Annotated in this window: 25 protein-coding genes; 15 read left to right on the top strand and 10 right to left on the bottom strand. The window is 45.1% G+C overall.

Going from position 1 to position 21693, the window contains the following annotated elements; all coding sequences use genetic code 11:
* From EDC63_RS06210 to wrbA, 3 genes are read right to left on the bottom strand one after another with little or no spacing between them, the layout of a single operon-like run.
* Positions 1 to 357 (bottom strand): DUF2069 domain-containing protein, encoded by a 357-nt coding sequence (locus EDC63_RS06210; RefSeq protein WP_124945865.1) that lies wholly within the window; start codon positions 355 to 357, stop codon positions 1 to 3.
* Complete coding sequence (locus tag EDC63_RS06205; RefSeq protein WP_124945866.1) at positions 354 to 1049, bottom strand: HugZ family pyridoxamine 5'-phosphate oxidase; 696 nt, start codon at positions 1047 to 1049, stop codon at positions 354 to 356. The genes EDC63_RS06210 and EDC63_RS06205 overlap by 4 nt, the downstream gene beginning before the upstream one ends.
* Positions 1046 to 1639, bottom strand: a complete 594-nt coding sequence (gene wrbA, locus EDC63_RS06200; RefSeq protein WP_124945867.1) for an NAD(P)H:quinone oxidoreductase — start codon at positions 1637 to 1639, stop codon at positions 1046 to 1048. Before wrbA ends, EDC63_RS06205 begins: the two co-directional genes overlap by 4 nt.
* Before the next feature lie 83 nt (positions 1640 to 1722).
* Between wrbA and EDC63_RS06195 the strand changes: the two genes are divergently transcribed.
* Positions 1723 to 2958, top strand: coding sequence for a YihY family inner membrane protein (locus EDC63_RS06195; protein ID WP_124945868.1), 1236 nt, complete (start codon positions 1723 to 1725; stop codon positions 2956 to 2958).
* A gap of 13 nt (positions 2959 to 2971) precedes the next feature.
* On the opposite strand, the gene EDC63_RS06190 is transcribed toward EDC63_RS06195, so the two are convergent.
* The 3 genes from EDC63_RS06190 to EDC63_RS06180 form a co-directional block, all read right to left on the bottom strand.
* Entirely contained in the window at positions 2972 to 3934 is a 963-nt protein-coding gene (locus tag EDC63_RS06190; RefSeq protein WP_124945869.1) for a sigma 54-interacting transcriptional regulator, read from the bottom strand.
* 27 nt (positions 3935 to 3961) lie between these two features.
* Positions 3962 to 5560, bottom strand: a complete 1599-nt coding sequence (locus tag EDC63_RS06185; RefSeq protein ID WP_124945870.1) for a hypothetical protein — start codon at positions 5558 to 5560, stop codon at positions 3962 to 3964.
* Between the two features lie 624 nt (positions 5561 to 6184).
* The gene (locus EDC63_RS06180; RefSeq protein WP_124945871.1) at positions 6185 to 7570 is read right to left on the bottom strand and encodes an aspartate ammonia-lyase; all 1386 of its coding nucleotides are present in this window, start codon (positions 7568 to 7570) and stop codon (positions 6185 to 6187) included.
* A gap of 91 nt (positions 7571 to 7661) precedes the next feature.
* On the opposite strand from EDC63_RS06180, the gene EDC63_RS06175 reads away from it, so the two are divergent.
* From EDC63_RS06175 to EDC63_RS06160, 4 genes are read left to right on the top strand one after another with little or no spacing between them, the layout of a single operon-like run.
* Complete coding sequence (locus EDC63_RS06175) at positions 7662 to 8129, top strand: TlpA disulfide reductase family protein (RefSeq protein WP_370685866.1); 468 nt, start codon at positions 7662 to 7664, stop codon at positions 8127 to 8129.
* Between the two features lie 28 nt (positions 8130 to 8157).
* Positions 8158 to 8673 (top strand): thioredoxin family protein, encoded by a 516-nt coding sequence (locus EDC63_RS06170; RefSeq protein WP_124945873.1) that lies wholly within the window; start codon positions 8158 to 8160, stop codon positions 8671 to 8673.
* Entirely contained in the window at positions 8670 to 9974 is a 1305-nt protein-coding gene (locus tag EDC63_RS06165) for a TolC family protein (RefSeq protein ID WP_124945874.1), read from the top strand. The genes EDC63_RS06170 and EDC63_RS06165 overlap by 4 nt, the downstream gene beginning before the upstream one ends.
* Before the next feature lie 28 nt (positions 9975 to 10002).
* Positions 10003 to 10761 (top strand): efflux RND transporter periplasmic adaptor subunit, encoded by a 759-nt coding sequence (locus EDC63_RS06160; RefSeq protein ID WP_124945875.1) that lies wholly within the window; start codon positions 10003 to 10005, stop codon positions 10759 to 10761.
* Between the two features lie 11 nt (positions 10762 to 10772).
* Here the strand turns inward: EDC63_RS06160 and EDC63_RS06155 are convergent, their stop codons facing one another.
* Positions 10773 to 11396 carry a lytic transglycosylase domain-containing protein gene (locus EDC63_RS06155; RefSeq protein ID WP_189836498.1) on the bottom strand — a complete coding sequence of 208 codons (624 nt, stop codon included), beginning with the start codon at positions 11394 to 11396 and terminating at the stop codon, positions 10773 to 10775.
* Positions 11384 to 13093, bottom strand: coding sequence for a proline--tRNA ligase (locus EDC63_RS06150; RefSeq protein ID WP_124945877.1), 1710 nt, complete (start codon positions 13091 to 13093; stop codon positions 11384 to 11386). The genes EDC63_RS06155 and EDC63_RS06150 overlap by 13 nt, the downstream gene beginning before the upstream one ends.
* Before the next feature lie 189 nt (positions 13094 to 13282).
* On the opposite strand from EDC63_RS06150, the gene EDC63_RS06145 reads away from it, so the two are divergent.
* Positions 13283 to 14074 (top strand): polyamine aminopropyltransferase, encoded by a 792-nt coding sequence (locus EDC63_RS06145; protein WP_124945878.1) that lies wholly within the window; start codon positions 13283 to 13285, stop codon positions 14072 to 14074.
* 12 nt (positions 14075 to 14086) lie between these two features.
* Here the strand turns inward: EDC63_RS06145 and EDC63_RS06140 are convergent, their stop codons facing one another.
* Positions 14087 to 14518 (bottom strand): hypothetical protein, encoded by a 432-nt coding sequence (locus EDC63_RS06140; RefSeq protein ID WP_124945879.1) that lies wholly within the window; start codon positions 14516 to 14518, stop codon positions 14087 to 14089.
* Between the two features lie 163 nt (positions 14519 to 14681).
* Between EDC63_RS06140 and EDC63_RS06135 the strand changes: the two genes are divergently transcribed.
* A complete protein-coding gene (locus tag EDC63_RS06135; RefSeq protein ID WP_124945880.1) occupies positions 14682 to 15158 on the top strand; it encodes an RNA pyrophosphohydrolase in 477 nt (158 codons plus the stop codon).
* Positions 15159 to 15355: 197 nt separating this feature from the next.
* Here the strand turns inward: EDC63_RS06135 and EDC63_RS06130 are convergent, their stop codons facing one another.
* Complete coding sequence (locus EDC63_RS06130; RefSeq protein ID WP_124945881.1) at positions 15356 to 15487, bottom strand: DUF3149 domain-containing protein; 132 nt, start codon at positions 15485 to 15487, stop codon at positions 15356 to 15358.
* A gap of 90 nt (positions 15488 to 15577) precedes the next feature.
* Here EDC63_RS06130 and EDC63_RS06125 point away from each other — a divergent pair, with 90 nt between their 5' ends.
* The 8 genes from EDC63_RS06125 (at position 15578) to EDC63_RS06090 (ending at position 21664) form a co-directional block, all read left to right on the top strand.
* Positions 15578 to 16192: a hypothetical protein gene (locus EDC63_RS06125; protein WP_124945882.1), complete on the top strand. Its 615-nt coding sequence runs from the start codon at positions 15578 to 15580 to the stop codon at positions 16190 to 16192.
* Between the two features lie 118 nt (positions 16193 to 16310).
* A complete protein-coding gene (locus EDC63_RS06120) occupies positions 16311 to 16910 on the top strand; it encodes a CBS domain-containing protein (RefSeq protein ID WP_124945883.1) in 600 nt (199 codons plus the stop codon).
* Positions 16911 to 17143: 233 nt separating this feature from the next.
* Positions 17144 to 17497, top strand: a complete 354-nt coding sequence (locus EDC63_RS06115; protein WP_124945884.1) for a hypothetical protein — start codon at positions 17144 to 17146, stop codon at positions 17495 to 17497.
* A 217-nt stretch (positions 17498 to 17714) separates the two neighbouring features.
* The gene (locus EDC63_RS06110) at positions 17715 to 18134 is read left to right on the top strand and encodes a rubrerythrin family protein (protein WP_124945885.1); all 420 of its coding nucleotides are present in this window, start codon (positions 17715 to 17717) and stop codon (positions 18132 to 18134) included.
* 113 nt (positions 18135 to 18247) lie between these two features.
* Positions 18248 to 19576, top strand: coding sequence for a (Fe-S)-binding protein (locus EDC63_RS06105; RefSeq protein WP_124945886.1), 1329 nt, complete (start codon positions 18248 to 18250; stop codon positions 19574 to 19576).
* Between the two features lie 12 nt (positions 19577 to 19588).
* Complete coding sequence (locus EDC63_RS06100; RefSeq protein WP_124945887.1) at positions 19589 to 19882, top strand: encapsulin-associated ferritin-like protein; 294 nt, start codon at positions 19589 to 19591, stop codon at positions 19880 to 19882.
* A 19-nt stretch (positions 19883 to 19901) separates the two neighbouring features.
* The gene (locus EDC63_RS06095) at positions 19902 to 20483 is read left to right on the top strand and encodes a DUF3501 family protein (RefSeq protein ID WP_124945888.1); all 582 of its coding nucleotides are present in this window, start codon (positions 19902 to 19904) and stop codon (positions 20481 to 20483) included.
* Between the two features lie 218 nt (positions 20484 to 20701).
* Complete coding sequence (locus EDC63_RS06090) at positions 20702 to 21664, top strand: response regulator transcription factor (protein WP_124945889.1); 963 nt, start codon at positions 20702 to 20704, stop codon at positions 21662 to 21664.
* The last annotated feature ends 29 nt before the right edge of the window (positions 21665 to 21693 follow it).

The raw sequence follows: 21693 nt of genomic DNA, 5'->3' as shown, positions 1-21693 counted from the left end.
CTAGCCCCCTTTGTTTGCCTTTGAACAATACCTCACATAATAAATACTGCTGAAGAAAAAAATGATTGACAGTACAACCTCGGCCAGTGCGAGATATTGCGATAATCCTTTATCAGACCAGGCTCTTACAGCGCCTTCCGTAAAATACATCAAGATCAGCATGGATGACCATTGGTAGGTGTATATCTTGCCGCGCAGGATGCCGAATAAGGGAAACATGAGCGGAAGAACTTTTAATACGAGTAAAGAGCCATTGGGACGTAATGGCGCTAGCCAGCCTTCCCAGGCCACACATAAAAAAATGAGTCCGATCAAGCTAGTGATGCTGGCGTAATGTAGCGTATTTATTCTATTCATAATCTCGATTTCTGTGCCATGACGACGAGTGCTTTACGAGCTTCTGAAGCATCTGAAACGGGCTCGTCAAATTCAAATCGCAGTATCAGCTCATCTGCACGGACATCAAATCCGTCGTAATCTATGCCAAGCATGGCAACATCCAGTGCCTCAACGGAGTGATAGCACAGGCAGTACTGACGCAGGTTATCAACATGATCCTGGTTCATGTGGGCAATAATATCCGCCTCATGTTCAGCCAGGCGGGTTTGTGGGACCTGGTAGTTGGCAGCTTGAATCCAATGTATGTTTCCAATGCCTGCAATAAATCGAATGTTGACTGGTTCTATTCGATAAAAGAAAAAATCATGTGTGTCAAAATATGTTGCTGCCTGCGGGAAATAACGCAGATAGCGAGGTTTAACCATAAATTGATCTGCCAAGCGAGACGCATTCCCTACCAGAGTGAGTCGTGCACTTGCTTGAACGTCACTTGATGGTTCGTGTATCAGCAAGCTGGCACGATGATCTGAATCAATATTTTTGGTGTGTTCTGCCAATGTACTGATCAGTATAATGGGCCTGGCTTCGTGGTCCAATATGTAAGGCACAATTGACCCGAAAGGATAGCCGTCAAGCTTTTTTGAAATAGTAGACAGTACGCCATAATGTTGGGCACGGATAAAGCGGCGTGCAGCTGTACCGTGCGTCATGATGCTAGTTTCAGGGCGGTTTCAGCCAGTCGCCTGCCTAATGCAAGGCAAAGCTTGCGTTCATCTTCTGTGATGGGCTTTTCGCCCGTACTGCCTGCTACATGGCTTGCGCCATAGGGAGTGCCGCCACTTAACGTATTATTCAGTTCTGGTTCGGAGTAGGGCAGACCAACCATAATCATGCCATGATGCAGCAAAGGTAGCATCATGCTGATGAGGGTTGTCTCCTGGCCGCCATGGATGCTGGCAGATGAGGTGAATGTTGCTGCGGCTTTGCCAACCAGTGCGCCCTTTAACCAGAGCGAGCTGGTGCCGTCCCAAAAGTATTTCATGGGTGCAGCCATATTGCCAAAACGGGTAGGGCTACCTAAGGCAACACCAATGCATTCTTCTAAATCCCGGAGCTCGGCATATGGCGCACCTTGATCAGGTATTGCAGGTTCCACAGTCTCGCATACCGTTGAAATTTTGGGTACGGTTCGAATCCGTGCTTTTATGCCAGAGGTTTGTTCGATGCCATGAGCGACGATTCGTGCCATTTCGCGAACCGATCCATGCTGGCTGTAATAGAGAACAAGGATTTCTTTCATGTTTTATGATGTGGAAAATTGCTAATTATAGCTTAGCAGTCGTGAATTAAGGCAGAATATCCCTATTCGAACAGGAAGTGATCATGAGCAGAGTGCTTTATTTATTCAGTTTTTTACGTTTCATTGCCAGACGATTCAATGAGGACAAGTGCCTGCAGATGGCATCAAGCCTGACATTTACGACGTTGCTTTCATTGGTTCCATTGATCACAATCACTTTGACAATGATCTCTGCATTTCCGGTGTTTTCCGAATTAAGTACTCAGCTTAAAGTATTTATTTTGAGCAATTTGGTACCTGAATCTGCGGGTAAAGTAATTACTGTCTACATGCAGCAATTTTCTGAAAACGCAAACAAGCTGACCGCTTTGGGGATAGCGTCTTTAGGGGTGACGGCAATCATGCTGATGCTGACAATCGAAAAAGCATTGAATGTGATTTGGCGTGTTTTAAGGCAACGAACCTTATTGAATCGCGTGCTGATTTATTGGGCAGTGCTCACTTTGGGGCCGCTATTGATGGGTAGCAGTATTTCATTGACCTCTTACCTTGTTAGTTTTTCGTTGGGTTTTGTGTCTGGTGTCCCTGAGGTGAGCGTAGTCCTGCTTAAAATTATGCCGGTTATGTTGACGATTATCTCTATCACTTTGTTATTCGTGACTGTCCCCAACCGTTTTGTACCTTGGGCACATGCATTTACTGGTGCAGTGATCGCCGGTATCGCCTTTGAATTGATGAAGAAATTTTTTGCAGTCTATATTGGCCATTTTGGATCTTACAAGTTGGTATATGGCGCATTTGCCATATTTCCGATATTTTTATTGTGGATATATTTTTCCTGGATGGTGGTGTTGCTGGGGGCGGTAATCGCTTCAAGCCTTTCATATTGGCGCGGTGGAGCATGGAAAAATGAACGGGTGCCTGGCAGGCAGCTGTATGATGCTTTACACATTTTGAATCTGCTATATCAGGGCTATGAGAAAGGCGAAACATTTGATTTAAGGCAGTTAAGACAGCAGGTTCATCTGGGTTTTGATGAGTTGGAAGAAATCCTTGAGCGTTTAGTGCAGGTTAAGTGGATTCGACGTGTTGCAGGGAATGGCTGGGCGCTGGTAGTGAACCCTGAAAAAATAAAGGTGTATGAGGTTTATCAGTTGTTTGTGTTTCGTGCACCGCATTTATTAGCGACAAAAACTGGAGAGGATAGTTCTTTGAACAAATTCATCCATGGGTTATCCAGCAGGATTGATGTCGAAATGAACAAATCGCTTAAGGCACTGTTTGAAGAAAGTGCTGAAAACGGGGTGAAACAACAATAATATTTAAGTGCGATTAAGTATTTTGTTGTGGTGAATCGGCATATTTTCGCTTATCAATACCGTGTTTTTTAATTAACTTTCCTAATGCCCTTCTTTCCTTGCCTGCTTTTTTTGCGGCTAGAGTAACATTGCCGTGTGTTCCTGAAAGCAGTCTGGACAGGAAACTTTTCTCGAAATTCTCGATTGCCTTGGCTTTTGCTTCATTGAAATCATGGCCGGTGTAGGATTCGCCTGCTCTGCGATCCTCACCTTTGCGCCGATTCATTTGATTTGCAGGCAATCCGGCGCGAAGAGTTGGTCCGTCAGCAATCAAAAATTCACGATGAATGAAATTGGCAAGTTCCCGGATATTGCCTGGCCAATTATGGCGACTTAAATACCGTAACGTATCCGGGTGCAGGGATAAAATTGGTTTGTCGTATTTTGCACTGTATTGTTTGATAAAGTGCTTGGCCAGGAGTTCTGCGTCACCATGCCGCTCTCGTAGGGGTGGTATTTCAACAGAAAAGGTCTGCAGGCGAAAGAGTAAATCCGGACGGAATGTTCCGGCTTCGACCAGCTTTAAGAGATCTGCGCTAGTGGCGGCAATGATACGTATGGTTTCTGATTTTGGGAGATCGGGAGACTGTTGATCCTGAAGATAGCGTAATAATGAAATTTGACCTTTTGTTGAGAGCGCCTCGATTTCGTCCAGAAATAATGCTGCGTTTTTTGGCTTGTCAAAAAGGTAATTTGCCAATTTTTCTTCGCTAATCGTACCGCAATTCATAGATACAAAAGGGATGTTGCCGTTGTTGCCAAGATGGTGAATGGCGCGGGCTGCCATTTCTTTGCCGCTACCGGTCTCCCCAAATATGACAATTGAAGCCTTGCTGGCAGATATTTTGCTCAGTAGGCGCACATGTTCAAGAAAGGCGGGGGAGGCGCCGATCATTCCGATGGGATTTTCCTGATTGATTGAGTGGCTTGTTTTCATAGGTTTTCAACCGATCCTTGCCGTATTCTAACTAAATTGAAATATCTCATAACAGCATGTCTGTTCGATTAGAGAGGTTGCACGGATTATCTTGCTTTCCTCACCTAATTTTAGTTCAAATTCTCGCATGTCGCGATAATAACCACGAGGTGCTAACAATGAGACAGGTTGTTTGATTATGGGTAACTCGGGTAATAAAAGAGCCTGTTGTTCAATTTCATCTTCATTTCTGATTGTAGGAATTATAGTAGCTGGTGTTGCATTCGGTGCCAGCATTTGGACACCCAGTTCCAGGTGTTGCGGGTTGTCGCTTTGAACCCAGCGCACGACACCAATATTCCACGCGGCATTTTTATCGGGTTTAAGGCCAATAATTTCGCCTACGCTGATTTGTACTGCATCGTTTGAAACCTTGCTTAGTGCGAGCCCGCCAGCACTTTCGTTAATCACAGTCCAATGGGTTGAATTAAAAGTCTGCTGGCTGCTTTGGTCAATTAGCGAGCTTGAAAGCTGTACGGTAATGTCGCTTTCTTTTGATTCCAGGTCGCCCCCATACTCTGTAGCATTGTTTCCATTCAAAAAATGGTGAAGAGCGCGGATACCTGAACATATTTCCAGTGTGGTTTCCTGCTTTACACGGTTGAAATGGCGTTTGGGTGTAACGCCCCAATGCCGGATAAGTCGCCGCATCAAATCCAAATAGGCAGGATTTGAAGCGTTCGCCGGTAAGTTGAGTGTTTCCCAGGATTGCCCTGCTTCAAGTTGTGCAACCTGCTGATGTAGCAAGCGAGCCAGTGCCAGTGCATTCAAGAAAATATCTGTGCGGGCATCGGTCATAGTGACATTTTGTGCCATGGCACGAGGCGGTTTGTCGCTATCCAACCGAACCAGGAACAAACCGTTTGTGCTGGAAGTTTCTGATAATGGCAGTAAATGCGCCTGATTTCCAAATCTTGCCAAATAGTCTGCCGTTTTACTGACCTCACCTTGCATTAATCGGTAAGGGTCTGCCAAAGCCAGTAAAAGTGCTTGCTTGTATACCAGATTAATATTGCGGGTCTGAGTGTCAGATTCATCCTGAACCGGGATGTCTTGAATGTTTTGTTGAACGGCATAACGGAATAATTGATGAATCTCGGACCAGATACCTGCTGGTGTGGGCGCATAAGTCTGGTAGCAGGTAACCAGTATTCTTCCCAGCACTGAAATTGCACGTTCCATAATCAAAGAAACACTTTTACTGCCACCGAATGTAATTCGTCTGTTTACATGTTCCAATAAAATTATCTTGTAGCCGTAAGCCAGTTCAACCAGCAAGTCGCGAGCAAGATTAGCTGCCTGGCGGCTTTTTTCTGGTAAAGGCAAGGGCTCACCGGAGAACAGCATTTCAATAGAAGGGAACAGGGTGTCAATTGTGGATCGATATAATTCAAGCAGCTTAAGCCGTTGGTCCCCGGCGATTTTCTGTCTGTTAATTGTCGCCAGACCATCGCGGATAGAGCGTGCAGCCTCAATAGCATTTGAAAGCGGCAGTGTATCAAGCCAATCCTGGACTTGCTTGGGGCGCGTTTCTACGGTTAAGTTTGCATTTTGGCCGATAATGGGTACGGCAAGTTTTAGCGGCATTTTATTAATTTATCATTTGAAATGGTCATTTCTTATGAATTTTAGAACATTTATGTTGCTAATGTAAAACATAATCTGAATAAAGAGGAAAATCACCTAACAAATTGATCGAGAATAGCAATCATGAAGATAATTAATTGGTTGGCGGACGTTTTTGGTTTCCTGATATTGTTAAATTATGTTCATGGGGTTTTATGCCGGAATAGGTGGTCGCTTTGGTTTGGCTGCTTATTAATTTTCGCAGCTGTGGTGGGGTATTTAAGGTTTCAAAAGAGTGAATAAGGTGTCAAAAACGCTAGGTTAAGTATTGATTTGGAGTGTACGAAGTGAAGATGATTAAACGTTTTTTTGAAAGTGCTTTGTAGAATAACCGGTTTATTGTAATTTTTGTCGTAATTTCCAGCATGGCTGCCGGCTTTTCCATAGATGGAATTGAAGCAGTCGCTGGATTTGCTTTATTTAGGAGTAAGTTTCGCATTGATCGGGCTCGCACTTTTTCGTTCACACGCGAGAGAGTCCCATGGGTGAATGGGAGCGCAATTAATGAAGAGCGCGGGGTAAATGTGAGCGAATAAAAGAACGGAGGTAAAAGTGAGAAGGTTTTATACTTCTCACGAGGTTTCCTTAGTCTATCTTGCCATCACGAGCTGCTTTCAGTACGAGTGCATCGAATGCTTCGCGACTCATCAGGTTATGTTCCGCAACAATGTCTCGAACGGGCTTGCCACTTTTTTCTGACTCTTTAGCGATCTCGGCAGCTTTTGTATAACCAATTTGTGGATTAAGCAATGTCGCCAATCCCACGCTGTCGTGGATGAAAGTGAAGCAGCGGTCACGATTCACGATAAGTCCCTTCAGGTTTTTATCGGTGGCGGCATTCATCGCGTTGGTCAACCAGTCCATCGCATCAAATAGCGCAGAACCCAACGCCGGCATCATTACGTTCAGTTCCAGTTGTCCGGCCTGGGTCATGTAAGCAACGGCCGCATCTTGTCCCATTACCTGATAGCAGACCTGATTCAACATTTCAAACATGACAGGATTGACTTTGCCGGGCATGATACTTGAACCGGGTTGTACAGGTGGTAACGTGATTTCACCCAGACCTGTGCGTGGACCCGAGGCGAGCAAACGAAGATCGTTACTGATGCGGGTTAATTCCAGTGCCAGACTACGAATTTGTCCTGAGAGAGTTTGTAAATCCAGCATGGACTGCATTTGTGCCGCCAGGTTGCTAGCCTGAATAGGTTCATTGGTGAGCTTGGCCAATTCTGCGGCTACCTTTTCTGGATAGTGAGGAGAGGTGTTCAAGCCAGTACCTGCAGCAGATCCACCTAAACCAATATCACATAACTGGCGGCGGGTGTCCGCAATATTCTGCTTCGCGCGGCGGAGCGACCAGGCATAGGCTGCGAACTCCCGGCCTATGGTGGTGGGGACGGCGTCTTGCAAATGTGTGCGGCCACTTTTGACAGTGTCTTGCTCGCGCAGGGCAATCTCGTCGAACGCCGCAGCCATATGCTCCACGGCCTGAGTGAGTCTTGGTAGTTTGGCCAGAACAGCAAGGCGAATTGCTGTGGGGATGGTATCGTTGGTGCTTTGCCCCATATTAACGTGATCGTTTGGATTGATCGGCGAATATTTACCCCGCTCTTCACCCAGTGCAACGTTGGCAATGTTAGCAATTACTTCATTGCTGTTCATGTTGTGACTGGTGCCGGCACCTGCTTGAAAACGGTCAACTACAAACTGATCCAGAAACTCACCCTTCAAGATGCGTTCACACGCAGAAACGATGGCATCGCGCTTGGATTCATCCAGCCAGTCCGGTTGGCAATTGGCAATAGCAGCAGCATATTTGATTTGTACGTGGGCTCGGATAAAATCACGATCGGGACCACGACCGGAAATGGGAAAATTTTCTACTGCGCGCGCGGTTTGAATGCCATACCATGCATCCTGGGGAACTTTAAACTCGCCTAGCGAGTCTTTCTCAATACGGTAAGCCATTTATTTACCTTGAATCAGAACGAAATGAAGAATTATAGCCTTCGTCACACGGCATATAAAATTTTTGAACAGTTAAGGAGTATTTTTTGTGTTGAAACATCGCATTGCATATTTGCTGATTTGCTTGAGTTTGCTTTCCCTTCCTGCATTTGCTGAAGGATTTTCTGTTACAGATGCAAAAGGGAAGGTGCATAATCTTTCTGATTACAAAGGTAAATGGGTTCTGGTGAATTTCTGGGCCACATGGTGCCCACCTTGTCTCGAAGAAATTCCGGACCTGATTGCGCTGCATGATGCGCATAAGGGAAAAGATTTGGAAGTGATAGGTATTGCAATGGATTATCAGAGTCCGAAATACGTGGTGGAGTTCGCTGATAGTATGTTCGTGACTTACCCAATTGTGCTGGGAAACTCTAAAATAGCAGCACAGATTGGTTCAATTCAGGGATTGCCAACGACTTATCTATTTAATCCTGAAGGAAAAATGGTGGCGCATAATGTAGGTGCATTGACACGTAAAGCAGTGGAAAGCTATATTGCAGCAAAGAACAAAAAATAATAATGATGAGATTGAACAGGAGGCAGGGATGAAGCAATTTATTGCAGGGTTGATGTTGCTTATGATCGCAATACCGAGTTTTGCTGAAATTCGGGATGTGGATCAGTATTTCTTTGATTCTAAACTCGGCGACTTTCGCAATGAATTGGTGACAGCGAAGAAAGAGGGAAAAAAAGGAATTTTGCTCATGTTCGAGTTGGACGACTGCCCTTTTTGCCATCGCATGAAGCAAACCATTCTGAATCAATCTGAAGTGCAGGAATATTACCGTAAAAATTTTCTGATTTTTACAGTTGATACCAAAGGGGATAACCCAATGGTCGATTTTAAAGGGAAGGAAACCACTGAAAAGTTATTTTCCGTGGAAAACCGGGTAAGGGCCACACCGGTTTTTGCCTTTTTTGATCTTGAAGGCAACGAGATGAAACGCTTCACTGGCGCCGCCAAAGATACGAATGAGTTTTTGCAATTCGGACATTATGTGGTGGAAGGCGCTTATAAAACCATGACATTCGCAAAATTCAAACAACAGGGTGGGCAATGAAAGATGCCCATAGGAAGTCACGTGTTGGGCATGGGTTAATCAGTTTTTTCTTTGTTTTTTCTTCGGCTATAGCGGCAGAACCAGGTAAGAGACTTACTTTTAATGAAGCGCTGGCAACAGTTGAATCTGCTCATCCAGATTTGTTAATGATGCAAGCCGAGCGCGATATTGCTTTGGCAGATCAGGGAATTGCAGCGTCGCGTTCGGATACCAGTGTTAATCTTGAAGGTATCTTGCGCAGTGGCAGGCCTACAGCTGGGAACCATGATTTTACCAGCGATAACAGCTTGCGTCTGACTGCCCGCAAAACGCTGTATGATTTTGGCCGGACGAGTGCGGCCGAGTCGGCTGCAAAATCAGAAGTCAATGCGCGTGACGCAGAGTTGATAGGAACACGTGATAAGCGCACCCTTGAAATCATGGCGCGTTATTTTGATGTGCTGATTGCCGATATGCAGTTCACCGCAGACAACGAGTTCATGGCGGTTGCGTATGTCACTTTTGATCAGGGAAAAGATCGGCTGGCCGTCGGCCAAATCTCTTCTATTGAACTGGCCGATCTGGAGTCGCGCTTTCAGGAAACATCTTTGCGGCGCAATGCCAGCGAACAGCGACAGCGTATTACCCGTGCATTGCTGGCTAACGCGCTGAACCGCCCGGGCAATCTGCCAAGCGATATAGAAGATCCTGCTCTGCCAGGCAATCAACGAGTACTTCCGGAATACGAATCCCTGATATCCAGTATGTTGCTGAACAATGCACGGCTGAAAGCAAATATTGAATCTTTGGCGGCCTCACAGAAGCGGCTGGAGTTTGTGCGCGCAGATAAAGGACCAATGCTGGATGCCGAAGTGCAAGCAGCAGATTACAGTCGAAGCGCCTCTACCAGAGACAGTTTGAGCGCAGGCGTTATTTTAACTTGGCCAATTTATCAGGGAAATCGGGTTGATGCACGGATTGCCCGTGAACAAGCACAGTTTCAGAAACTTCAGGCGGGTAATGAAAAGCTGAAGATGGAATTAACGCAAGCACTTTTGGAGACCTATCTTGAGATCGGGCAGCTGCAACGGTCTGGCCGGAGTGCTGCCAAAAAACAAGCAGAGTTTCGCGATTTGGTTCTTGAAAAAAGTCGGGGACAATATGAAGTTGAGCTGAAAACCAACTTGGGTACTTCCATGGCAGAAACTGTGGAAGCGACTCTGCGTACCCGAAAAAATGAATATCACTTAGCGCTCGCTTTTGCACGTCTGGAGGCATTGCTTGGTGCGCCATTGATTACGCAGGACAAGATTAAACAATGAAGATGAGTTGCATTAAAGGGAAAATGGAATGAATAAATGGCTAGGTATGCTCTTATGCACAATTTTTTCGGAAGTGATCTGGGCGGCCGATATTCCTGCGGTATTACAGTGGTCTCACCGGGTAGAAATTTCTGCACCTGTATCTGGTGTGGTGCAATCGGTTCATGTGGATGCAGGTGACCATGTGAATAAAGGGCAGGTACTGTTGGCTCTGGACAGTGCAACATATCAATCCATGGTAGCGGAAAGTCAGGCTGCCATGACAAGGTTGAGTGAGGAGTTCGCCGAGGCCAAACGCGATAGAGATCGCGTTCAGGAGTTGTATAACCGGACGGTGATATCAACAACAGAACTGGATCAGGCCAAGCTTCGATATGCCAAAGCGCAGTCTATGCTTGCTGAGGCGCGCGCACGCTTGAATCAAAACAGAAAGTTTTTGAATGACGCTACTGTACGGGCACCCTATGACGCGGTAGTAGTGGCCCGGCAGGTTGAGCCAGGGATGACGGTTGCAACCGGTATACAGCCGCAAACACTGATGGTATTGGCTAAATCAGGAGAAATGCTGGCAGAGTCGAAGTTATCCGGTGCTCAGATCGAGAAACTGAAAGTAGGGCAAAGTGTTACGGTTTCAGTGGGTAATCAGCGTTTCTCAGGTAAAGTAAAGCTACTTGGGCTGGAACCGGTCAAAATCAAGGATGAGTCAGCTGTTTACCCTGTAGGTGTGGTATTTCCCATCACTGAACAGTTACGCGCAGGTACATCTGCTACGGTTAACTTTCCCTGAACTTCCTGCCGTCAGCCAGGCGTATTGATCGTATTTTGGGCCGTTTTGCTGGGGGCCTGAAATGCCCAGTGGTTGCGCCAGGCACCTACCACCATATTGGGGTACTCAGCTTTCCCAAGGCTTCCGTTATAACGTCCCAGCGCCCGAAACAGGTCGCCTTTTTCCCGGTCGAGATAAAACCGTAAAATGGTACAGCCAAAGCGTAAGTTTGTGCGCATGTCGAACAGGTTGTCACCTTTGTTGCCAATTTCCTTTAACCAGAACGGCATGACTTGCATGTAGCCACGTGCCCCGGCACTGGAAATCGCGTATTTCTTGAACCCGCTTTCTACCTGAGTTAATCCCAGTACCAACTGAGGGTCGAGCCCTGCGCGGGTAGCTTCATAATGTAATGTTTTCAGAAACAATACACGCATGAATTCATCTGGAATGCGTTTTTGCATACGTTGCGACATTTCTGAAATCCAGGCATGGGCATCTGATTCATTGGCGAATGCAAGCCGCATGCTTGAAGTGTCACCTACGGCTTTGCGTAAAGTGGATTTAGCGCTATTATCCAGCTTTTCATAGGCTTGTGCGCCTGCTTGTGCAGCAGACGGTAGTGCCAGCAATAGTAGTGCAATTATTTTGTACATAATTTTAATTGTATGAAATCTAGCGCGTTTTGCAAAGGCACAATTTGCGCTTCTGCATCACAGCGACCTTGATATTCAATCTGATTTTCCTTTAAACCGCGTTCTCCAATCACTATGCGGTGAGGAATGCCAATGAGCTCCATGTCAGCAAACATCACCCCTGGGCGCTCATCCCGATTGTCCAGCAGCACTTCAATTCCTGCAGTTTGCAGTTTGGTATAAAGTTTTTCGACTTCGTCTTTGACCAATTCGCTTTTTTTCATGCCAATTGGCACAATGACTAATTCAAAAGGTGCCATGGCAGGTGGGAAAATAATGCCGCGCTCGTCATTTCCCTGCTCAATAGCGGCACCAATAATGCGTGATACGCCTATGCCATAACAGCCCATTTCCATGACTTGCGATTTGCCGGTCTCATCCAGGAAAGTGGCTTTCATCGCTTCGGCGTATTTGGTACGCAACTGAAAAATGTGTCCCACTTCAATACCCCGGCAAATTTCCAGCTTACCTTTTCCATCCGGGCTTGGGTCACCTTCTACAGCGTTACGAATATCTGCTATTTCAATTTCGGGCAGATCCCGTCCGAAATTGACCCCGGTCAAGTGGAAGCCATCTTCATTGGCACCGCACACAAAATCACTCATGACGGATACAGCGCGGTCAGCAATGACAGGCATGTTGAGACCAACAGGACCTAGTGAACCAACACCGCATTGTGCTACTTCACGAATCCGTGCGTCGGATGCAAATCCTTTAAAAGCGGTAATCTGTGCTAATTTTCCGGCTTTAACTTCGTTTAGTTCATGATCGCCACGCAGTAACAGCGCAACCAGACCATGTTCACCTTCTACAATAAGAGTCTTAACGGTCTGATCAGATGAAACTTTAAGAAAGGATGTGATTTCATCAATAGTATGCTGTCCAGGAGTGGCGATTTTCTGCATGGTTTGCGCAGGTTCAGCACGCTGGGTTGTTGGAGCCAGCGCCTCGGCTAATTCCACATTGGCAGCGAATTGAGAATCTGGACAAAAGGCGATGGCATCTTCGCCAGAATCAGCCAGAACATGGAATTCATGAGAGCCGGTTCCACCGATAGCGCCTGTATCTGCTGCCACAGCACGGAATTTTAATCCCAGACGCGTAAAAATACGGCTGTAGGCGTCGTACATGACTTGGTAAGTTTGTTCCAGGCTTTCAAAGTTGGCATGAAAAGAATAGGCGTCTTTCATCATGAATTCGCGGGCACGCATTACGCCAAAACGGGGGCGGATCTCATCCCGAAATTTGGTTTGAACCTGATAAAAACTAACCGGTAACTGTCGATAGCTCTTGATTTCTCTGCGCGCCACATCGGTGATGACTTCTTCATGGGTGGGGCCAAAGCAGAAATCACGTTCGTGACGGTCTTTTATTTTCAGCATCTGCGGACCAAAGACTTCCCAGCGTCCGGTTTCCTGCCATAATTCTGCCGGTTGAACCGCCGGCATCAGTAGTTCTATGCCGCCGCTCTTGTTCATTTCCTCGCGTACAATGGCCTCTACTTTACGCAATACGCGCAGTCCGAGTGGCATCCAGGTGTAAAGCCCTGATCCCAGGCGCCGTATCAATCCTGCGCGGAGCATTAGTTTGTGGCTGGTCAATTCAGCTTCGGATGGAGCTTCTTTCAAAGTCGAGATGAAAAATTGCGATACGCGCATGACAGGCTTCCGGAAACAGAAAATCGGTTATTTTACAGGGATTAATGATTTCATGGAATGTAATGCTAATTTATTCCCTTGGATAATTCTTTGCACGGGTGCATTGGGGCAAAAGCGGCTAAATAAATATTTTTTTGCGTAATCGGGCCGGTTTGCGGTAAAAAGTACATTTTGCCTGACGGAAAATAAATGGGTTTCTTTGCAAAGTGGCGCATCCACAAAACAGTACGCGATAGCAGTGTTGTGGATGTCAGTGAGCAGGAAGGTGTGCGCTCACTGCATATGGGGAGTGACACTGTGCATAGTGCCATGCGCATTCGTGCGCCCAATTATCTGGAGTTGGCCTATACCCGTAGCATGATGGCTTTCCTGCTATTTATGCCTGATCCGGAAAAGGTTTTGATGATCGGGCTCGGGGGTGGTTCGTTGCTCAAATTTATTCATCATTATATGCCTGCGGTAAAATCCACTGTGGTGGAAATTAACCCCCAAGTGTTTACAGTTGCTCAGTCCCATTTTGCAGTGCCTTCCGAAGATGATCGTTTCAAACTTGAAATAGCTGATGGCAGTGAATATGTACCTGCTCATCCGGCTTCTGCGGATGTGATCATGCTGGATGGCTATGATGAAAACTGCCTGGTGGAATCACTAGCCACGCAAGCTTTTTATGATAGTTGTGCGGATGGATTGACTGACAATGGGATTTTGGTCGTGAATCTTTGGGGCAGCGATATGATGAATTTTGATGCCTACCTGAAACGGATTGAAACCAGCTTTGATGGACTGGTGTTATGTCTTCCGGCAGAAAGACGGGGAAATATCATTGTATTTGCGTTCAAGAAAAGTCCTGGTTCTCCCCGCTGGGCGGATTTGCGTGATAAGGCAAAAATTCTTGAGTCGCGATACAAAATGGAGTTTCTTAAATTTGTAGAAGGGATTAAAGATACAAATCTGCATTCAGAAAAACGTTTGCTGCTTTAGGTATTAAAACAGTTACTTGATTAATGCTGTTTGGCCAGCTCTCTGCCTGTATTGCGCTTCTCTTGGGCCTTTTTTTGCTGCCCGGCTCACGAGTGGATCTTCATCCTGTAATAACTGCAGTTTTTGCGCTTCTGAAATAAGCGGATTACGCGCAATAAAATAACGTACATTGGGATCTCGGTCATTCACGCAACGCGCGACTACTTGAGGTGAAAGATCCTGTCGTTTTGCCAGGCAGAGTCGAATGACATGATCCTGGTCCTCTATCAGTGCACTTACTTCGTCCTGTGTTAAATCCGCACGTCTGGCAAAATAACATTTCACGACCATCCACTGCTCTCTAACCATAAAAGGTCGATAAGTTACAGGCAAGTCATTGCTTAGTGCCAATTCTAGTCTCTCTTCAAGTGGAAGCGATTTATATTGTTTTTCCAGGGTATCCATGTGGCAAATTATACGTCAATCCTTCAGGATTGAAATTATTGCAAAAGAGCGCTTTTTTATTGGCTAAATATAAAGTTGATGGCAGTTCGGCTTTAATGCTTTATATAAGGGACGAAATGTGGAAGAATTGAGGTAATTTATGATATTTGCAGTGGTGATTTAAATGATTGATCGGGACGGTTACCGCCCCAACGTTGGCATTATTCTGTGCAATGCGCACAATGATGTGTTTTGGGGCAAGCGTATTAAAGAACATTCCTGGCAATTTCCTCAAGGGGGAATAAAAGCTGGTGAGACGCCGGAACAGGCGATGTATCGGGAGTTGCATGAAGAAGTGGGCTTGCATCCTGATCATGTCATGATCCTTGGGCGGACCAAAGGCTGGTTGCGATATGACGTTCCTTCGCACTGGGTTAAGCGGGAATGGCGAGGCAGTTACAGAGGGCAGAAGCAGATATGGTTTTTGCTGAGACTGGTAGGCAAGGATTGCGATGTCTGTTTGCGCGCGAGCACTCATCCTGAGTTTGATGCCTGGCGTTGGAATAATTACTGGGTATCTCTGGATTCGGTGATTGAGTTCAAGCGCAATGTTTATCGTCAGGCATTAAATGAATTAGCCAGATTTTTAAACAAAAACTAGCACCCCCCCTGCAAAAGAGCAGGGGCGGAGCGCCGTATGGGAGGTGGATCAACCGCTACCTCAAACAAGTGACAGGTTGCGCCAAGTTGTTTTTTGGTACGCAGTACAGGATGTTCGCGTGTAACCCGCTACGTACCATACGTTCAAAGCTAATAGGCCGGGAAGAATTCGGCCAGTCCTTTTGCCCTGAATGCGGATCAGTGATCCAGATATTTCCTGTCCTGATGCTTGAACCAGTATGCCACCCAGAAACCGACAACAACAATTGCGCCGACTATGGTAAGAACAGACATAATACCTATGCTCGATCCAAAAAGAATTTTTAGCATGATCCACTCCTTTCATAAAAAGATAATCAGGTCCTATTATAGCAATTAATATTTTTTTGACCAGTGTTTAACCTTACTTTTTTATAGCAAATGAAAAAATTATTGGAAGTATTTGATCGCAGTGTGTTTTATCTGGAAGGGACGAGGCCGGCAGTTTTCCTGCTTGCTGACAAGGAAGGAGGAGGAATTTTAATTAATACCCCTGCCTTTTCCCGTGAATTGCTCGAAAAGATCAACGCAGTCATGCCTCTTAAATTTATTTTTTATCCTAGCTATTTCGGGGCGCAGGATGTTGAAATGTGGCGTAGCAAAAGCGGTGCACAGACTATTACGTATGGACACGAAGCTAAAAAAATCAATGGGGTGATTGATTTGGCCCTGGATCGTGAAAACCGTTTTTCCCGCACGATTGATTTTTTGCCCATGTCTGGAAGAACGGAAAGTGCCTGTGCTTTACGCTGTAAAAACAAACCCGGGATGGTTTTCTTTGGCCCTATTCTAGAGTGTGATGAGTCCGGATGGCCAACCCTGATCCAGCATGAAGATGATTATTCTTTTGAAAATCGCCTGTTTGGTTCATTGGGATTGAAGGATATCAAGTTTGATTATGCTTTTACCGATGATTTTGTGCCGGGTAAAAGTCAGTTTGGCCCTAAAGTAAGCGAATTCATACAAATCAATCTTGAGAAAGTGCTGGAGGAGTAAATCCTTGTTGATAAAGTGGGTCTAATTATCTATCAAATTATTTAATTAGCCCTGTTGTCTGGTTGGCGTAGTATGTTTATTACAAAGTAGTTAAATCAAAAACGCTGAGGAGAAACCCATGACAACATCTTTTATCCCCCTCACATCCATGCCCCTTGAAAGTGGTGTGTGCATTCACCGGCTTGATCGCTTGTTCAGCGATGTGGTGACAATGGTTGATCCTGCAATTGTAGTCATGACTGACCTCAGAAAAGTCAATGCAGTAACGATCGAAGCTGACGTTAGTATTGAAGCAGCAAGTAAACGAATGAAACAACGCGGTGTGCGACTGTTGCTGGTTGCAGACGATCATGATGTGATTATTGGTCTGATAACCTCAACTGACTTGCAGGGTGAGAAGCCTTTGCAATACATCCAGAAACATGGTGGAAAGCGCAGTGATGTTACTGTCGGGGATATTATGACTCCACAGCAAAATCTTGAAGTGTTATGTATGGCTGATGTTGATCGCTCAAAAGTCGGAAATGTGGTGGAAACGCTTAAAAAAACAGGTCGTCAGCATGCGTTGGTGGTTGACCGGTTAAATGCTAAACAGCCTCAGGTACTTCGTGGTATTTTTTCTGCATCGCAGATTGCCCGTCAACTGGATATGGAAATTCAGACTGGGGAAATTGCAAAAACATTTGCAGAAATTGAAACGTTATTGATGAGCAACTAACAGTTTGTAATCAGGAATTGCCATTCACTTTTAACCATAGTGGGTGGTAACTCCTCTGTCGTCTTGAAGCGATTCAACTCTCGTGATGCACTCAATGCAATTGAAATTTGCAATGAAAGTGCTATAGTGAATAACCGGCTGTTCTGGTTGTAAATTTTCTTTCTGCACTCACGGTTTTAATTAGAAGTTGTATATCAGCGGGGTGAGCGGAGAAATGATCCAGGAGAAGTTAGATGCTGGTCAAATACAAACAAACGCTTCCAGCAAAAGAGCTTCATCTCGAACCTTGTAAGCCATTGTGGCAAATCGTGCCCACTCGCGATGAAGATGGTCGTCCGCTTTGTGATTTTATGATGTTTATTCCTGGATTAAGGAAGAAATCTGCAATGCATATAGAATCGGTGTTTCGGCATATACAGGCAGTTCTGGAGCATTATCAGGAAGTTGTTTTTGCGAACGTAAATTTACCCATCAATGTCTTGTGGGTTTCACTTAAGCATCGTCCTGGTCTGATACTGGAAATTGCAGCGGCAATAAAACTGTTAGTACCTGAGGCGGTTTTGGTTGCGCAAAAACCGCAGAATTAGTGTTTCTGGTTACTCTTTCTGGTTCATAGCAGGTGGTGAAAAAAGGTTGACTTATCATAAAACGAATTCTAAACTATCTCTACAGTTTAGAATAAGTCTAATTACTGTATATGGTTAAATAAAGTTGTTGAATAGATGACCCATCGAAATAAAAGGAATTGGTATTGTTTTTGATACCAGTAATTTTGTTTTTATATTTTAATTTGTGGAGGTATATATGCAACTCAAAGGTTCCAAGACTGAAGATAATTTGAAAGCAGCATTTGCAGGTGAATCCCAGGCAAATCGACGTTACCTCTATTTCGCAGCAAAAGCAGACGTAGAAGGTCAGAATGATGTAGCAGCTGTATTCCGTTCTACTGCAGAAGGTGAAACTGGTCATGCCCATGGACATCTGGAATATCTGGAAGTGAGTGGCGATCCAGCTACAGGTTTGCCAATTGGACCAACTCGTGACAATTTGAAAGCCGCCATTGCTGGCGAGACTCATGAGTACACTGATATGTACCCGGGTATGGCCAAATCAGCGCGCGATGAAGGTTTTGAAGAAATTGCAGATTGGTTCGAGACGCTTGCTAAAGCTGAACGTTCCCATGCAAACCGCTTCCAGAAAGCTTTGGATGCGTTGGTAGAGTAACAATAGGTCAGCGTGAATATTGTGAGAGGCATGCAAGCAATTTGCACTGTCTCTCCTGATTCACGCTTCTTAAAAAAGCTTAAAAAACAAAGCGTGTTTTCCAAGGAAAATTTATGACCACGCGTGAAGGTAGTCTCGAAGCACCACAGCGTCACCCCATAGATTGGCAAAATCCAGAGTTTTATAATGAAGAATCTGTGTTTAAAGAACTGCACAGGGTCTATGATATTTGCCATGGTTGCCGTCGTTGCTTTAATTTATGTAATGCATTCCCTATGCTGTTTGATGCCGTGGATGAAAGTTCTACTGGCGAACTCGACAGCGTAGAAAACAAGGTACTGTGGGACGTGGTCGATCAGTGCTATCTGTGTGACATGTGCTTCATGACCAAATGTCCCTATGTGCCACCCCATGCGTTTAATCTGGATTTTCCGCATCTGATGCTGCGTGCAAAAGCGGTGAAATTCAAAAAAGGTGAAATTAATTTTCGCGATAAGTTGCTATCCAGTACCGATACACTGGGAAAACTGGCATCTATTCCGGTAGTGGTTCAAGTAGTCAATGCCGTGAACAAAACACCGGTTGCACGAAAGTTGATGGACAGCATGTTAGGGATTCATCAGGATAGAAAGCTGCCTGAATATGATAGTGCCAAATTTCGAAGTACTGCAGAGCTAAACGAATCGTTTGCAGTGAAAGACGGCGAGAATACCCCAGGGAAAGTAGCGATCTACGCAACTTGCTATATTAATTACAATGAACCGGGAATCGGTCACGACTTGCTGAAAATACTGGCACATAACGAAGTACCATCAAAACTGGTGGATAAAGAAGCCTGCTGCGGGATGCCAAAACTTGAATTAGGCGATCTGGAAGCAGTGGCGCATCTGAAAGAAAAAAACATACCGCATCTTGCAAAATTAGCACGTGAGGGCTATGCAATATTGACGGCAGTGCCTTCCTGTACCTTGATGTACAAGCAGGAATTGCCGCTTATGTTCCCGAATGACGCCGATGTGAAAGCGGTGGCAGAAGCCATGTTCGATCCATTTGAATACTTGATGCTCAGAAAAACAGATGGCTTGCTGAAAACTGACTTTAAACAGCCTTTAGGCAAGGTTTCGTACCATATTCCGTGTCATCTCCGCGTTCAGAATATGGGGCAGAAAACTCGTGAAATGTTGCAATTAATTCCAGATACCAAAGTGACCACAGTCGAGCGTTGTTCAGGTCACGATGGTACTTGGGGTGTGAAAAGTGAATATTTTGAACATTCAATGAAAATAGGTAAGCCGGTCTTCAAGCAGATGGCTGCATCCGACCCTGACTATATCAGCTCTGATTGTGCTATTGCAGGACGACATATTCAACAGGGAATGGGAGAAACGCGTGCAGAGAAACAACATCCATTGACGTTGCTGCGAATTGCGTATGGACTTTAAAAGGAAAAGAGAATGGCTAATGAAGGATATCACGAACCTTTAGAGAAACTTTCCGATGCAACTATGGATATGCATCGGGCAATTGTTTCACTCATGGAGGAACTGGAGGCGGTGGATTGGTATAACCAGCGTGTAGATGCCTGTGTGGATCCTGAACTGAAATCCATCCTTGCACATAACCGGGATGAAGAAAAGGAACATGCAGCAATGATGCTGGAGTGGATTCGTCGTCGTGATCCGGCTTTTGATCATGAATTAAGAGATGCGCTGTTCAAGGATGGTCCAATCACTGGGCAGCATAAATAATCAGGCAGTAAAGGTAAAAATGGCAAAAATAACACGTGATAGTTTGATGACGCTGGAAGCTTATGCGAAGGCACGTAATGATTTTCGGGCAAAAACGATCGCGCACAAAAAGGTGCGGACTGTTCATCTTGGGGATCATATCACCCTGATTTTTGAAGATGAGCAGACCATGCGCTACCAGGTACAGGAAATGCTGCGCGCGGAAAAAATATTCGAAGATGAAGGGATTCAGGAAGAAATGGATGCTTATAATCCGCTCATCCCAGATGGCAGTAACTGGAAAGCCACGATGATGATCGAATACGATAATGAAGCCGAGCGTAAAGTCATGTTGTCTAAATTGATTGGTGTCGAGGTAAAGGTCTGGGCAAAAGTAGACGACATGGAAAAGGTTTACCCTATTGCTGATGAGGACCTTGAGCGTGAGACAGAAGAAAAAACCTCAGCAGTTCATTTTTTGCGATTTGAATTATCGCAAGAAATGATAAAAGCGCTTAAAAATGGTGCGAAATTGGCTATGGGGGTGGATCATGCTGCCTATCAAACGGCTATGGAGCTAAGCCCCGAGGTTCGTAGCGCATTGGTAGCTGATTTTTCATAGCAAAATCATCTTGCTTTTGACTTTCTGAACATTCACTAGCTAGTGGCTGGTGAATGTTTCTCCCGTTTTTCCTATTATTTCCCAAAAGAATCTGATGTTTACTTATGTTCTGCAAATTAGTTGTCCAATGCATTTGCGGGTGGGTAATACTTGTCTCAAATATACTAATCCATGGAATTTCCTTATAATCTCCAGCTAAATCACAATTGGAATATTTTATGGTTCGCCGGCTAAGTGAGTTTTTGCTGGATTTGTATCGCGGTAGTCGTGAAATGCCCATCACCGTTTTTCAGGATTGGGCATTTGAACGACTCCAAGTTATTTTGCCTTTTGATTCGGGTATTTGGGCGGCAGGCTATCTGGATGGGGATGACCCTGTCATCCATAATTTACAGACCTATAAACAATCAAGAGACTTTGCTGAATCGTGGATGAGCTATAAAGATGAAGATCCATTACTCAGTAATATGATTGCGATGCCTGGAAAGGCAGTCAATGTTGCTACCCAGGCAGCGTATGGTGGACAGGCGTTCTATGATGATCATTATAAACCCAACGGAATTGCCCATATTCTTTGCACTGGTGAGTTGGACCCGCATACCGCGCTCTACAGTCTGATTTCGTTGCACCGTGAAAATGTTGCCGAGCCATTCAGCGAAGAAGAGCGCATCATTAAAGAAAGTTTAATGCCTCATTTGGTTGAGACCTATCGTTTGAATCGGATGAACTACATGGAGCAGGCTCGGCAGCCATCGGGTATGACCCACTACAGCGTAGGAGCTTCTGATGAGGGAGGGAGAATGCATCTGGTCGAACCCGCATTCACTAAACTGATACTGGATGAATGGCCGGGATGGCACGGACCCAAGCTGCCTGATAATCTCAGTAAATGCCTTATTACAGATGAAGGGCGTTTTTCTGGTGAAAAATCGATTATCAAATTTACCCGTTTAAACGACTTGTTTCTTCTGAGGGGAAGAAGCCGCTCTAATCTCGATAATTTAAGTGATCGGGAACGACAGATCGCTGAGCATTTTTCACTTGGACTGACTTATAAGCAAATTGCGCAAATGCTGCAAATTGCACCTTCGACTGTCAGAAATCATTTGAATGCGATTTATCTGAAATTAAGGGTAAACAATAAAACTGACATGGTGACTATCCTAAAAATGCTGGATTAATTTCAGTTACAGGGATAGTTTGTTTCACC

It is taken from the genome of Sulfurirhabdus autotrophica (genome assembly GCF_004346685.1).
In the GTDB taxonomy this organism is placed as follows: domain Bacteria; phylum Pseudomonadota; class Gammaproteobacteria; order Burkholderiales; family SMCO01; genus Sulfurirhabdus; species Sulfurirhabdus autotrophica.
Note: the sequence above shows the minus strand (reverse complement) of the source record. Positions and strands in the feature narration are given on the sequence as shown.